This is a genomic window from Sphingomonas sp. Leaf30 (genome assembly GCF_001422525.1).
Taxonomy (GTDB): domain Bacteria; phylum Pseudomonadota; class Alphaproteobacteria; order Sphingomonadales; family Sphingomonadaceae; genus Sphingomonas; species Sphingomonas aerolata.
In genome coordinates this window covers 315,246-328,211 of the sequence record NZ_LMKZ01000001.1, presented here as the reverse complement: position 1 = coordinate 328,211, position 12,966 = coordinate 315,246, and the positions used below count along the sequence as shown (strand labels likewise).

The following is a 12,966-nucleotide window of genomic DNA, read 5'->3' as shown; positions in this document are numbered from 1 at the left end:
CCCGCCGCCCTATTTTGCCGGAATGACAAAGACCTCCCTGCCGCCGCTGCGTGCCGCGATCATCCCCGTCACGCCGATCCAGCAGAACTGCACGTTGCTGTGGTGCACCGCGACGATGAAGGCGGCGGTGGTCGATCCCGGCGGCGACCTGCCGCGAATCAAGGCGGCGATCGCGGAGGCGGGCGTGACGGTCGAGAAGATCCTGCTGACGCACGGGCATATCGACCATGCCGGCGAGGCGAAGGCGCTAGCCGACGATCTGGCGGTGCCGATCGAGGGGCCGCACGAGGCCGACCGCTTCTGGCTCCAGCGGCTCGACCAGGACGGGCCGAAATACGGGATCGCCGGCGTCAATTTCGAACCCGACCGGTGGCTGGTCGAGGGCGACCGGGTGTCGGTCGGCGATCTCGTTCTCGATGTCTACGAAACGCCAGGGCACACCGAAGGCCATGTGATCTTCCATCACGCGCCATCGAAATTCGCGCAGGTCGGCGACGTGCTGTTCCAGGGGTCGGTCGGACGATCGGACATGCCCGGCGGCAATCACCGGGTGCTGCTGTCGTCGATCGTCGAGAAGCTGTGGCCGCTGGGCAGCGACACGAGCTTCATCCCGGGTCACGGCCCGGCGAGCACGTTCGCGCATGAGCGCGCGACGAACCTGTTCGTGAGCGATCGGGCGCTGGCGGCGTAGGTCCCTGTTCTCCCGCGGAGGCGGGAGAACACCGGGAAGCAGATGTCCAACGCGCCAATCACCCCACCCCGGCGAAGGCCGGGGCCCAGTTGGGGGACCAAGATTGGCGGAGGTAGCGCGCCGTTACTGCAACCTTCCCAACTGGACCCCGGCCTTCGCCGGGGTGGTAGCCAGTGTGGGCTGAGTCCTACTTCCGCTCCCCCGCGCTTTCAGCCCGAACCGACTTGAACTCGGAGTCGTCGCGCCACTTCGGCCAGAGCCGGCTGTTCGCCAGCTTCGTGCCGATCGTCTGGAACAGACCGACATCCTGCGCCGCGCCGCGCAGATCCCAGTCCGCACTCCAGGCGTCGCACGTCTGGTGATAGCATTTCATATAGCCGTCGAGCCACGCCTGCCCCGCCGGGCGACCACCGGTCACGAGGTCGGACGCACCGCTGATCGCCATCAGCAACAGCGTCGGCACGCCGCGCCGCGCGACCGAGAAATGATCCGCGCGGTAGAACAGCCCCCGTTCGGGGAGGGCTTCGGGGGTTACGACACGGCCCTGCGCCTTCGCGGCATCGCCCAGCATGTCCTCGAGGCTGTTCTGGCCCGCGCCGACCAGCAGGACGTCGCGCGCCGGCCCTGCCGTCTGGAGAATGTCGAGCGTCAGGTTGGCGACCGTCTTCGCCGCGGGATAGACGGGTTTCACCGCATAGGTTTCCGACCCGAGCAGCCCCCGCTCCTCCCCGCTCCACAGTGCGAAGACGAGGCTGCGGTCGGTGCGCGGCGCGGCGGCAAAGCTGCGGGCAAGGCCGAGCACGCCCGCGACCCCGAGCGCATCGTCATTGGCACCCGGGCGGATCGTGCGCCCCTGCGCATCGGGCGTGCCAACGCCATACGCATCCCAATGCGCCCCGAACATCACCACTTCGTCGGGACGGGTCTTGCCGGGCAGCATGGCCAGCACGTTGCGGCTCTCCGCCGTGTCATGACGGACGGGAAGGTCGCTCGTGAACCGCTGCTTCAGCACGACGGGGCGGAAATCGCTGTGCCGCGCGGCCTTGCGCAACGTGGCGAGGTCGAGCCCGGAGGCGGCGAACAGCCGGGTCGCGGCGGCCCCTTCGATCCACCCCTGCAGCAGCACGCGCGAGGTCGGATCCTCGCGCACGATGTCGTAATTCTCGCCCGCGGGTGCGGTGACCGTCGCCCAGCCATAGCCGGCACCCGGCGTGTCGTGGACGATCAGCGCCGCCACCGCGCCGCGCCGCGCGGCCTCCTCGAACTTGTAGGTCCAGCGTCCATAATAGGTCATGCGCCGATCGCCGAACCGGCCCTTGGCATCGTCCCCCGCCACCGCCTCGAAATCGGGGTCGTTGACCAGGAAGACCGCGACCTTGCCCTTCAGGTCGAGACCCTTGAAGTCGTCCCAGCCGCGTTCGGGCGCGGTGACGCCGTAGCCGACAAAGACCATCGGCGCGTCGGCGATCGCGACACGGTCGACCCCGCGCACCGTGCTGAGATAGACGTCGCGGCCCTGGACCAGCGGCGTGGCCCCGGCGCGCACACTGCCCTGCCCCAGCCGCGTGTGGACCAGCGGCACCGCCTGCGTCCAGCTGCCGTCCGGCCCGCCCGGCGACAGCTTCATCGCCTTGAACTGCGCTATGAGCCAGTCGATCGTCCTGGTTTCGCCCGCGGTTCCCGGTGCCCGGCCCTCGAACGCGTCCGACGCCAGCGTCCTGACATCGGCGGACAGGCGCTCGGGCGAGATGGCGTCCTGCGCTGGGCCGTCCTTCGCAAGGCCGGGCGTCGCGACCGCGAGCAGCATAGGCGTGGCGAGGAGGGCGGCGACATTCCGGACGATGCTCATGCGCGACCCTCGATCGGTGCGGTCTGGAACGTCGTGACCGACGGCGTGGCACCGGCCTGATAGGCGATCGCGAGGGCCCAGCCCGCGAGCAGCGCCATCAGCGCCCAGGTCGCGAGCGCGCCACCGGCGCGCGGCAGGTTCGACGTCGTCTTGTCCATGCCGAAGGCGTGCGCGATTCGCGCGACGACGAAAACGACTCCGGCGATCCACAACCAGCGGGGCGATCCGCCACCCAGTTCGATCAGCGCGAACAGGATCAGGATGAAGGGCGCATATTCGACGAAGTTCGCCTGCGCGCGCATCCGCCCCTGCAGGACCGGATTGCCATTGTCGCCCAGCAGGACATTGTCCTTGAGGCGAGTCGGCACGATCCGGAAGGCCAGCCAGAGATTGAGGACCGCGGCCGCGGCGGCGATCGTCAGGGTTACGGGCAGGATCATGCAGCTTATTCCTCGATGTTTCCGGTGTGCGCGGGTCGTGCCACTGTGCCACCATGCTTGCAACGCAGGCGATTATCGCTATAGCGCCACGCTTCGCGATGCGTCAGGCCGTATGGTAGCTCACGCGGCCGACCTTAACAGTCGGTTGCCGACTCCTTCGTCCGGGCCTATCGGAGCCCCGACCTTTATAAAGAACAAGGTGCCGAAATGGCCGTCCCCAAGAGAAAAACCTCGCCCTCCAAGCGCGGCATGCGCCGTGGCCACGATTCGCTGACGATCGCGGCATTTCAGGAGTGCCCGAACTGTGGCGAACTCAAGCGCCCGCATAACCTCTGCACGTCTTGCGGCCACTATAACGGTCGCGAAATCCTTTCGGTCGAGGGCTGAGCCCTTACCTGAGCGAAGGACGTGAGCATGCCCGACAGCGCCTGGATCGCCGTCGATGCGATGGGTGGCGATGACGGGCTGGCGGTAATGCTGGCAGGTGTCGCGCGTGCGCGACGCCAGTTTGACGGCATGCATTTCCTGCTAGTCGGTGACGAAACCGCGATTCGCGACGGGCTGAAAGCCCATCCGAATCTCGAACTCAACTCCGAGATCGTCCACGCCCCCGAGGTGGTTGGCTCGAGCGACAAGCCGAGCCAGGCGATTCGTCGCGCCAAGACGACATCGATGGGCATCGCCATCGATCTCGTCAAAAAGGGTCGTGCCGCAGCCGCGGTCTCGAGTGGCAATACCGGCGCGCTGATGGCGATGGCGAAGCTGTCGCTCAGGACGCTGCCGGGCATCGATCGCCCGGCGCTCGCCGCGCGCCTTCCGACGCTTGGCGACACCGACATGGTTATGCTCGACCTCGGTGCGAATACCGAGTGCGATGCGCGCAACCTCGTCCAGTTCGCGATCATGGGCGGCGCCTATGCACGGACCGCACTCGACATCGCCCACCCACGTGTCGCGCTGCTCAATATCGGCAGCGAGGACATGAAGGGCACCGACGAGATTCGCGAGGCCGCCGCCATGCTGCGCGCGACGCCCAAGCTCGACATGGACTTCACCGGCTTCATCGAAGGCGACCGCCTGTCGCGTGGCGATGTCGATGTCGTCGTATGCGACGGCTTTTCGGGCAATATCGCGCTCAAGACCGCCGAGGGCACCGCGCGATTCGTCGCCGACCTGCTCAAGCGCGCGTTCCGCAGCTCGGTCCGGTCGAAGCTCGGCTTCCTGATCTCCAAGCCCGCGACCGAGTTGCTGCGCGATCATCTCGATCCCAATAATCACAACGGCGCGGTGTTTCTCGGGCTCAACGGCATCGTCGTCAAAAGCCATGGCGGCGCCAATGAGCGCGGCGTGGCGACGGCGATCGGCAATGCCGCCAAAATGGTGAGAAACGACCTCGTCCGCCGGATCAGCGACGATCTGGGCAACGTCAAGGAAGCCGCATGATCCGTTCGGTCATTACCGGCACCGGATCGGCCCTGCCGGTCCGTCGCGTCTCGAATGCGCAGCTGGCGGAACAGGTCGACACCAGCGACGAATGGATCGTCGAGCGCACCGGCATCCGGTTCCGCCATATCGCCGGCGAAGGCGAGACGACCGCGACTCTGGCGGCGGATGCCTGCCGCGCGGCTCTCGCTGCAGCAGGCGTCGACGCGCAGGACATCGACCTGATCGTGCTCGCCACCGCGACGCCCGACCAGACCTTCCCCGCCAGCGCGACCAAGGTGCAGGCAATGCTCGGGATCGACGACTGCGTCGCGTTCGACGTCGCTGCGGTCTGCTCGGGCTTTCTCTACGCGGTCCAGGTCGTCGACAGCATGATCCGCAGCGGCGTCGCCAAGCGCGCGCTGGTGATCGGCGCCGAGACGTTCAGCCGGATCCTCGACTGGGAGGATCGCACGACCTGCGTCCTGTTCGGCGACGGTGCGGGCGCGATCGTGCTCGAGGCGCAGGACACCGCGGACGCAGACGGACGCGGCATCCTGACTACCAAGCTGCACGCCGACGGGCGGCACAACCAGTTGCTCTATGTCGATGGCGGCGTCTCGACCACCGGGACGGTCGGCAAGCTCAGGATGAAGGGCCGCGAGGTGTTTCGTCACGCGGTGACCAACCTTGCCGCCGTCATGACCGAATCGCTGGCGATGGCGGGCCTGTCCGCGGACCAGGTCGACTGGGTCGTGCCGCATCAGGCGAATGCCCGGATCCTCGACGCGACCGCGCGCAAGCTGGGCCTTGCCCCCGAGCGCGTCGTCGTCACCGTCGACCAGCATGCCAACACCTCCGCGGCGTCGGTACCGCTCGCGCTCGACGTGGCGGTTCGTGACGGACGGATCCAGCAGGGCCAGATCGTCGTGCTCGAGGCGATGGGTGGCGGCTTTACTTGGGGTGCGGCCGTCATCCGCTTCTAAACGCAACTGAAAGCCAGTTGCAATTTGTCCGATAAAGCTCTTCCGATGATCACGCTGCTTGTGTAGGTACCGCAATGGGTGTGGGAGTTTCGGAATGACAATGACGGGTACGCTGACACGAGCCGATCTAGCCGAATCGCTTCATCGCGAAATCGGACTTTCGCGATCGGATGCTTCAAAAGTCGTCGAACAGATCCTGACCGAGATGTGCGAAGCACTGACCAGCGGGCAGAATGTCAAGATTTCGGGCTTTGGTACGTTCGTTCTGCGCGACAAGGGCGAGCGCATCGGTCGCAACCCCAAGACGGGCGTCGAGGTGCCGATCGCACCGCGCCGCGTGCTGACGTTCCGCGCAAGCCAGATGATGCGCGAACGCATCGTCGGCGCAGGCTGAGGCACGCGATGCCGGACAGTTCCGGCAAGGCCAGTACCGCATTCCGGACCATCGGCGAACTGTCGAACGATACCGGCTTGCCACAGCATATCCTGCGCTATTGGGAAACGCGTTTCCCCCAGCTCCGACCGCTCCAGCGGGCCGGGAATCGTCGCTATTACCGCGTCGAGGACGTCGCGCTGGTGCGCCGGATCGACCAGCTGCTCAATCGCGACGGCTATACCGTGCGCGGCGTCCAGCAGCTGCTGGCCGCCGAAAAGGGCGCACCGCCCGCGGTCGCTGCCGAGATCGTTGCGCCCGCCGAGACGCCGATCACGGCACTGCGCGCGATCCGCGACATGCTTGCCGAGGCCCTGGCCGCGGATTGATCCGCATCCCTGCCGGTTCGTCATCCTCGCGCGGGCGGGGATGACGATCGATGGCGGTCCCTTACCGTTCGCGGGTCGCGGCGAAGCGGATCTTGGCATAGCGGTCGGCGATGTAGTTCACCTCCCACGCGCTCTTGGCGAGGAACACCGGGTTCCCGTCGCGATCCTTCGCCATCGCGCCGCGGTTGATCTCGGCGAAGGTCTTAAGCTCCTGCGGGTCTTCCGCCGATATCCAGCGGGCGGTCTCGTACGGCGCAGGCTCGAGCCCGGCCGCGACCTTGTACTCTGCATCGAGCCGCGACAGCAGCACCTCGAGCTGGAGCTGCCCGACGACGCCGATGATCCAGTTCGAGCCGATGTCGGGGTAGAAGACCTGAGTCACCCCCTCCTCGGCCATGTCGTCGAGCGCTTTCCGCAACTGCTTGGTCTTGGTGAAATCCTTCAGCACGACGCGGCGCAGGATTTCGGGCGCAAAGTTCGGCAGGCCGGTGAAGCGGATCGCCGCGCGTTCGCTCAGCGTATCGCCGACGCGCAGCGTGCCGTGGTTGGGGATGCCGATGATGTCGCCCGGAAACGCCTCGTCCGCCAGCTCGCGATTTTGCGCGAAGAACAGGATCGGCGAATGAACCGCGATCGGCTTGCCGTGACCCGTGGGCGTCAGCTTCATGCCGCGCTTGAACACGCCCGAGCACAGCCGCATGAACGCAATCCGGTCGCGGTGGTTGGGATCCATGTTCGCCTGCACCTTGAACACGAAGCCGGTGACTTCGCTTTCGTCGGGGGAGATGGGGGCGGGCTCGGCAGGCTGCGCGCGCGGTGGCGGGGCATAGTCGGCGAGCGCGGCGATCAGTTCGGCGACGCCGAAATCCTTGAGTGCCGAGCCGAAATAGACCGGCGTCAGATTGCCTGCGCGATAGGCGTCGGCGTCGAAGCTCGAATAGCCGCCCTGTGCGAGTTCGGCCTCGTCGGAGAGGCGGACGATCCCTTCGGGGCTGAGGATCTCGGCGAGCTTGGGGTCGTCGATACCGGCGAACGGGATCGCCTTGCCCATGAACTCGCGGCTGTCGCCTTCGGGGCGGCTCAGCGTGTTGGCGTAGAGATCGTAAACGCCCTCGAACTCGCCGCCCATGCCGACCGGCCAGCTCATCGGGCAGACGTCGAGCTGGAGCATCTCCGCCACCTCGTCGAGCAGCGAGAACGGATCGCGCCCCTCGCGGTCGACCTTGTTGACGAAGGTGATGATCGGCACGTTGCGCAGGCGGCAGACCTCGAACAGCTTGCGCGTCTGCGGCTCGATGCCCTTGGCGGCGTCGATCACCATGACCGCCGAGTCGACCGCGGTCAGCGTGCGGTAGGTGTCCTCGGAAAAATCCTCATGGCCCGGCGTGTCGAGCAGGTTGAAGGTGATCCCCTGGCGCTCGAACGTCATGACGGACGACGTGACCGAGATCCCACGCTGCTGCTCGATCTTCATCCAGTCCGAGCGCGCGCGGCGGTTCTGGCCGCGCGCCTTCACCTCGCCCGCGAGATGGATCGCGCCGCCGAAATAGAGCAATTTCTCGGTCAGCGTGGTCTTGCCGGCGTCGGGATGCGAGATGATCGCGAAGGTGCGGCGGGGAAATTGGGTCATGGCGTAGGTCCGGGGAGCCTGTCGCGGCTCGCAAAGAAGGTTGGGCCGGGGGTCCGGCGGTCATGCTGCCGCTCTTGGCAGATGCGGGGGCCGGAGGACAGGGGGTGCAATCGCAGCGATAGCTGCTCCCCTCCCCTGAAGGGGAGGGGTTTTTAGCGGATCAGCGTTACGTGGAGCGCGATGCGCTTGGTGGCACCTGCTGGGATCTCGAAGACGCCGGGCTTGGCACGGAAATCGCCGTCATAGCCTTCGGGGTCCGCGATGCCGTGCCACGGCTCGACACAGACATAGGCCGCGCCGGGCTTGGTCCAGATGCCGAGCATCGGCGTGTCGGGGAAGTCGATCCGCAGCTGCGGGCCGGTTTCGGCGCCATAGGTGACCGAGTCGGACCGGACCGAATCCCAGACCAGCGCATCCTTCGCGAACAGCGCGTCCTGCAGGCGCAGCGTCCGCCCCTCCAGCGGCGAGGGACGCTCGCCCTCGGTGATCGTGCCGTCGTCGGCGATCATGCGCAGCGCATCGGGCTCGTCGGCCGAGAAGACGATGCGGTGGTCGGCCCGATCCTCCCCGTAAGGCAGCGGCCAGGCGAAGGCGGGATGGAAACCGAAGCTCGCCGAAAGCGGCTGCGCGGCGGGGTTCGTGATCGCGACGTCGACGCTCAGCGTCGCGCCGACCAGCGCGAACGTTACCGTCAGCCGGAAATCGAACGGATAGACCGCGCGCGTCTCGGGCGTCGCCTCGAGCGTGAAGGCGACCGATCCGGGCTGCTCCTCGGACACCGCGAACACCATGCGCCGCGCGAAGCCGTGCTGCTTCATCGAATATTCGGTGCCGTCGACGCGGATCGTGTCGCGGTAGGGGCGACCGACGACGGGGAAGAGGATCGGCGCGTGGCCGGTCCAGAAGGCCGGGTCGGCATTGGTCATCAGCTCGCGCCCGTCTGCATCCTTCAGCGACGTGAGCTCGGCCCCGAGCGGGTTGATCTGCGCAGTGAGGTGGTCGTTGGCGATCGTGATCAGGTCGGTCATTGGGGTCCTTCCTTCGTGGTCGAACACGCGGGTCTTCAAAACGCTCATCGGACAACCCGGCGGCCCCACCCCGGCGAAGGCCGGGGCCCAGTTGGGGAACGGGCGTAACGGAGGACAGTCCCTCGTTACTTCCACCTTTCCAACTGGACCCCGGCCTTCGCCGGGGTGGTGTTAGAGGGTGAGGAGACGCTCAGACGCGCAGGCTCGCGCCCTGCTTGGCCGCCGCCGCGACGACCTTGTCCGCCACCGCCTTCAGCTCCTCGTCGGTGAAGCTCTTGGCGGTGGGTTGCAGGACGATTTCGACCGCGACCGACTTGTAGCCGTCCTCGACGCCCTGGCCGGTGAACACGTCGAACACGCGCGCCGAGACAATCGCGGCCTTGTCGGCCCCCTTGACCGCGCGGACCAGCGCGTCGGTGGCGAGCGCCGCCGGCACGAGGAACGCGAAGTCGCGGCGGACGGCCTGCAACGCCGGCGGCGTGTAGGCCGGGCGCGCGAAGCTCGAAGCGCGCTTGGGCGGGATCGCGTCGAGATAAACCTCTACCGCAGCGACCGCGCCGTCGAGGTCGAACGCCTTCAGCACCAGCGGATGCAGCATGCCGAAGCTCGCCAGCACCGTCTTCGGCCCAAGCCGGAGCGTACCCGACTGGCCCAGATGCCAGGCATCGCCCGCCTCCCCCATGACCTGGAGATTGTCGACCGGTGCGCCCGAGGCGGCGAGCAGTGCGAGCGCTTCGGCCTTCGCATCATAGGCGTCGAAGCTCGCGGCCTTGCCCTCGCGCCAGCCGCGCGGGCGGCGGTCGCCCGCCAGCACCACGCCGAGCGTCGCGCGCTCGGCATCGGCAAGATAGCGGCGACCGATCTCGAACAGGCGGACACTCTGCTGCCCGCGCTTGAGGTTGCGCCCCGTCGCGGCGAGCAGGCCGGGGAGCAGCGAGGGGCGCATGACCTTCAGGTCTTCGCTGATCGGGTTGGCGAGCGTCCAGGCGCCGCCGCCGAAGGGTGCGGCTTCGGCGTCGGAGAGGAAGCTCCATGTCACCGCTTCGTCGAGCCCGCGCGCGGCGGCGGCGCGGCGTGCGCGGCGTTCGAGCTTCTGCTCGGGGGTCGCGGTCGGCTTGGCGACGCCGGGCAGGCGCGGCAGCGGGGTCGAGGGGATGCTGTCGATGCCCTCGATCCGGACGACTTCCTCGACGAGATCGGCGGGACCGTCGACGTCGCGGCGCCAGCTCGGGACCGTGACCGGCCATTTGCCCTCGATCGTCGAGAACAGCGCGTCGCTGAATGCATCCGCGCTCTTGATCGCGCCGATCGTGAAGCCGAGCGACAGGAGCGTGCGCGCCTGGCGTTCGGGCGCCACGTGCAGCCCGCCCAGATCCGCACTGAGCCGTGGATCATAGTGCACGACGCGAGGCTCGAGCGGGGGCGTCCCCGAGCGCGTGACCTCACTCGCGGTGCCGCCGCAGACGTGGAGCACGAGCGCGGTGGCGATCGCGAGGCCGTCGTCGAGGAACGCCGGATCGACACCGCGTTCGAAGCGGCTGCGCGCGTCGGAGGTGAGCGTGAGTGCCTGGCCGGTGCGCGCGATATGGTCGGGATCGAAATAGGCGCATTCGATCAGCACATCGGTGGTCTCCGCGGAGACCCCCGAATGCTCGCCGCCCATGATGCCGCCGATATCGTGCACGGCTACATCGTCGGCGATGACGGTCATGCTGGCGTCGAGCGTGTAGGTCTTGCCGTTGAGCGCGACGACCTGTTCGCCGTCCTTCGCTTTCCGCGCGACGAGGCCGCCCGACAGCTTGGCGCGGTCATAGACGTGCAGCGGCCGGCCGAGGTCGATCATCAGGTAGTTGGTGATGTCGACGAGTGCGGAGATCGGCTTCTGGCCGATCGCGAGCAGGCTGCGGCGCATCCAGTCGGGAGACCCGCCGTTGCGCACGCCGGTGACGGTCTGCGCGAAGAAGGCGGGGCAGCCTGCGGTGTCGTCGGTGCGGACCGATGGCCCTGCCCCGTCGGTGACGATCGGATCGAAGATCAGCGGTGTGAGCGTGCCCATGCCGGCAGCGGCGAGGTCTCGCGCAATGCCGCGCACGCCCATGCAGTCCTGGCGGTTGGGGGTGATCGCGACGTCGATGACGGGATCGGTGAGCCCGGCATAATCGGGGTACGGCGTGCCGATCGGCGCGTCCGCGGGCAGCTCGATGATGCCGTCATGATCCTCGCCGAGCTCCAGCTCGCGCGTCGAGCACATCATGCCGTTCGATTCGACCCCGCGGATGCTCGCGAGCTTGAGCGTCACGTCGAGACCGGGGACGTAGGCGCCGGGTGCGCCGAATACGCCGACCAGCCCGGCGCGCGCGTTCGCCGCGCCGCAGACGACCTGGAGCGGGCCGTCACCGGCGTCGACCGACAGGATCTGGAGCTTGTCGGCCTGCGGATGGCGTTCGGCGCTGAGAACCTTGGCGATTCGGAACGCAGCGAGCTTCTCGCCGGGATTCTCGACGCCTTCGACCTCGAGGCCGATACGCGTCAGCGCGTCGACGATCTGGTCGAGCGTGGCGGTGGTGTCGAGGTGCTGCTTGAGCCAGCTGAGCGTGAACTTCATGCGCCGACTCCTGCCGACAAAGTGGGGACGTCGAGGCTCGAGAAACCATAATGTTTCAGCCAGCGGATATCGCCGTCGAAGAACGGGCGGAGGTCGTCCATGCCGTATTTGAGCATCGCGAGCCGGTCGATCCCGCAGCCGAACGCAAAGCCCTGCCATTCGTCGGGGTCGAGCCCGCACGCCTCGATCACTTTCCGATGGACCATGCCGCTGCCCAGGATCTCGAGCCAGCCGTCTGGCTCCGCGCCACCGACGACGCGCTTGCCCTTCACGAGCGTATAGCCGACGTCGATCTCGACCGAGGGTTCGGTGAACGGGAAATAGCTCGGGCGCATCCGCAGGACGATGTCGTCGCGCTCGAAGAACGCCTTCACGAACGTCTCGAGCGTCCACTTCAGATGGCCGAGCGTGATGCCCTTGTCGATCACGAGGCCCTCGACCTGGTGGAACATCGGCGTGTGCGTCGCGTCCGAGTCCGAGCGGTAGGTGCGGCCCGGCGCGATGATGCGGATCGGCGGCTTCTGGCTCAGCATCGTGCGGATCTGGACGGGCGAGGTGTGCGTGCGGAGCAGCGAGAAGGTCGTCTTCTCGTCGGCGGTGCCCGCGGCCTTCGCGTCGATCCCCTGCTGGAGATAGAAGGTGTCATGCATCGCGCGCGCCGGATGCGTCTCGGGGATGTTGAGCGCGGAGAAATTATGCCAGTCGGTCTCGATCTCGGGCCCGGTCGCGACCGCGAAGCCCAAGTCGGCGAAGATCTCGGCGAGTTCGTCCATGACCTGGCTGACCGGGTGGATCGTGCCGGGCATGGGCGCGTCGGCGGGCAGCGTCATGTCGAGCGTTTCGCTGGCGAGCCGGGCGTCGAGCGCGGCGCGTTCGAGCGTCGCTTTCCGTTCGGCGATGCCGTTCGCGACTGCCTCGCGCAGCCCCTGGATCAGCGGTCCCTGCACGAGGCGCTCTTCGGGGGTCATCTTGCCGAGCGTCTTCAGCAGCGCGGTGATCGTGCCCTGCTTGCCGAGCGCCTCGACCCGGCACGCCTCCAGCGCGTCGAGGCCGGATGCCGCGGCGATCGCCGCCAACATGTGTTCGCGCATCTGGTTCAGGTCTTGCGTCACTGTGTCGAAATCCTAACTTCGTCATCCCCGCGGAGGCGGGGATCCATACTGGCTGCCGTAGCGCCTCTATCCCTGGCCCTTGAAACGAAGGCCCCGCCTAGCGGGAAGGACGATCTGAAACGGGGTCCAATCCCAGGCCGATCGCCAGATCGTCCCAGTCCGGATTGTCACGCTCGATCAGGGTCACCTTCCAGTCGCGGTTCCACTTCTTGAGCTGCTTCTCGCGCGCGATCGCAGCGTCCATCGTGTCGGCCATCTCATAATGCACCAGCCGCACTACGTCGTAGCGGGACGTGAACCCCTTGATCAACCCTTCGCGATGCTGTTGCAGCTGTCCGAGCAAGTTCGACGTCACGCCGATATAGAACGTACCGTGCTTGCTGCTGGCGAGGATGTAGACGCAGGGTTGCCGGTCCATCACTTCTCCCGTCATTCCCGCGA

At 67.2% G+C, this 12,966-nt stretch carries 13 protein-coding genes; 6 read left to right on the top strand and 7 right to left on the bottom strand.

Features of this window, described 5'->3' with window-relative positions; all coding sequences use genetic code 11:
* Positions 1-22: 22 nt before the first annotated feature.
* The gene (locus ASE89_RS01555) at positions 23-691 is read left to right on the top strand and encodes an MBL fold metallo-hydrolase (RefSeq protein ID WP_031394761.1); all 669 of its coding nucleotides are present in this window, start codon (positions 23-25) and stop codon (positions 689-691) included.
* A 187-nt stretch (positions 692-878) separates the two neighbouring features.
* Here ASE89_RS01555 and ASE89_RS01550 read toward each other — a convergent pair whose 3' ends face one another.
* Together ASE89_RS01550 and ASE89_RS01545 are read right to left on the bottom strand one after the other, a co-directional pair.
* Positions 879-2,498 carry a M28 family metallopeptidase gene (locus ASE89_RS01550; RefSeq protein WP_192003307.1) on the bottom strand — a complete coding sequence of 540 codons (1,620 nt, stop codon included), beginning with the start codon at positions 2,496-2,498 and terminating at the stop codon, positions 879-881.
* 38 nt (positions 2,499-2,536) lie between these two features.
* Positions 2,537-2,980 (bottom strand): MAPEG family protein, encoded by a 444-nt coding sequence (locus ASE89_RS01545; protein WP_031395323.1) that lies wholly within the window; start codon positions 2,978-2,980, stop codon positions 2,537-2,539.
* Between the two features lie 207 nt (positions 2,981-3,187).
* On the opposite strand from ASE89_RS01545, the gene rpmF reads away from it, so the two are divergent.
* The 5 genes from rpmF (at position 3,188) to ASE89_RS01525 (ending at position 6,150) form a co-directional block, all read left to right on the top strand.
* The gene (gene rpmF, locus ASE89_RS19530; RefSeq protein WP_031438822.1) at positions 3,188-3,367 is read left to right on the top strand and encodes a 50S ribosomal protein L32; all 180 of its coding nucleotides are present in this window, start codon (positions 3,188-3,190) and stop codon (positions 3,365-3,367) included.
* A gap of 27 nt (positions 3,368-3,394) precedes the next feature.
* Positions 3,395-4,423 (top strand): phosphate acyltransferase PlsX, encoded by a 1,029-nt coding sequence (gene plsX, locus ASE89_RS01540; RefSeq protein ID WP_031395324.1) that lies wholly within the window; start codon positions 3,395-3,397, stop codon positions 4,421-4,423.
* On the top strand, positions 4,420-5,388 hold the full coding sequence (locus tag ASE89_RS01535) for a beta-ketoacyl-ACP synthase III (protein WP_031395325.1): 969 nt from the start codon (positions 4,420-4,422) through the stop codon (positions 5,386-5,388). The genes plsX and ASE89_RS01535 overlap by 4 nt, the downstream gene beginning before the upstream one ends.
* Positions 5,389-5,482: 94 nt before the next feature.
* Complete coding sequence (locus tag ASE89_RS01530; protein ID WP_031395326.1) at positions 5,483-5,782, top strand: integration host factor subunit alpha; 300 nt, start codon at positions 5,483-5,485, stop codon at positions 5,780-5,782.
* Between the two features lie 8 nt (positions 5,783-5,790).
* Positions 5,791-6,150 (top strand): MerR family transcriptional regulator, encoded by a 360-nt coding sequence (locus ASE89_RS01525; RefSeq protein WP_056673414.1) that lies wholly within the window; start codon positions 5,791-5,793, stop codon positions 6,148-6,150.
* Positions 6,151-6,211: 61 nt separating this feature from the next.
* Here ASE89_RS01525 and ASE89_RS01520 read toward each other — a convergent pair whose 3' ends face one another.
* The 5 genes from ASE89_RS01520 to ASE89_RS01500 all read right to left on the bottom strand — a co-directional run bounded on the left by ASE89_RS01520 (position 6,212) and on the right by ASE89_RS01500 (position 12,943).
* Positions 6,212-7,780 (bottom strand): peptide chain release factor 3, encoded by a 1,569-nt coding sequence (locus tag ASE89_RS01520; protein ID WP_056673412.1) that lies wholly within the window; start codon positions 7,778-7,780, stop codon positions 6,212-6,214.
* A 152-nt stretch (positions 7,781-7,932) separates the two neighbouring features.
* The gene (locus ASE89_RS01515) at positions 7,933-8,808 is read right to left on the bottom strand and encodes an aldose 1-epimerase family protein (protein WP_056673410.1); all 876 of its coding nucleotides are present in this window, start codon (positions 8,806-8,808) and stop codon (positions 7,933-7,935) included.
* Positions 8,809-8,998: 190 nt separating this feature from the next.
* A complete protein-coding gene (pheT, locus tag ASE89_RS01510; protein ID WP_056673407.1) occupies positions 8,999-11,413 on the bottom strand; it encodes a phenylalanine--tRNA ligase subunit beta in 2,415 nt (804 codons plus the stop codon).
* Positions 11,410-12,504 carry a phenylalanine--tRNA ligase subunit alpha gene (gene pheS / locus ASE89_RS01505; protein ID WP_192003308.1) on the bottom strand — a complete coding sequence of 365 codons (1,095 nt, stop codon included), beginning with the start codon at positions 12,502-12,504 and terminating at the stop codon, positions 11,410-11,412. Before pheS ends, pheT begins: the two co-directional genes overlap by 4 nt.
* 118 nt (positions 12,505-12,622) lie before the next feature.
* Positions 12,623-12,943 (bottom strand): GIY-YIG nuclease family protein, encoded by a 321-nt coding sequence (locus tag ASE89_RS01500; RefSeq protein ID WP_056673398.1) that lies wholly within the window; start codon positions 12,941-12,943, stop codon positions 12,623-12,625.
* Positions 12,944-12,966 lie beyond the last annotated feature (23 nt).